Source organism: Zoogloea sp. LCSB751 (genome assembly GCF_002028455.1).
Taxonomy (GTDB): Bacteria; Pseudomonadota; Gammaproteobacteria; order Burkholderiales; family Rhodocyclaceae; genus Zoogloea.
On the sequence record NZ_MWUM01000094.1, the window covers coordinates 1 to 444 of the forward strand.

Below are 444 nucleotides of genomic sequence, written 5' to 3' on the forward strand. Positions count from 1 at the left end.
TGCTGATAGTGCGTTAGCAACACAAATCACCACGGTGCAGGCCTCTGCTACAGCGGCCAACTCTGCGGCCTCAACGGCGCAAACTGCCGCAGATCAAGCTAAAGCTGATGCGGCCGCAGCCGCTGGGATCGCCAATGGCAAAGGCAAAGTGATCATTCAATCGTCAGCACCAGCGACAGCAGACCGTTTAGCGCAAAACCTATGGATTGACACCACAGGCAGCGCCAATACGCCAAAACGCTGGAACGGCTCAGCTTGGGTTGCTGTCACTGATAAAGCGGCCACGGATGCCGCCAGCGCCGCCGCAGTCGCACAAGCTGCCGCCGATGCAGCCAACACCAAGGCCACGCAAAACGCAGCTGCCATCCAAACCGAGCAGACAGCACGCGCCAATGCTGATAGCGCCTTAGGTCAGCGCATTGATACCGTGCAGGCCACAGCAGG

The 444-nt window shown here is 59.2% G+C and carries 1 protein-coding gene; it reads left to right on the forward strand.

Annotation, left to right across the window (positions count from 1 at the left end):
* Positions 1-444, forward strand: a 444-nt coding sequence (locus B4920_RS25890; protein WP_216820035.1) for a hypothetical protein, incomplete at both ends; no start/stop codon positions are given.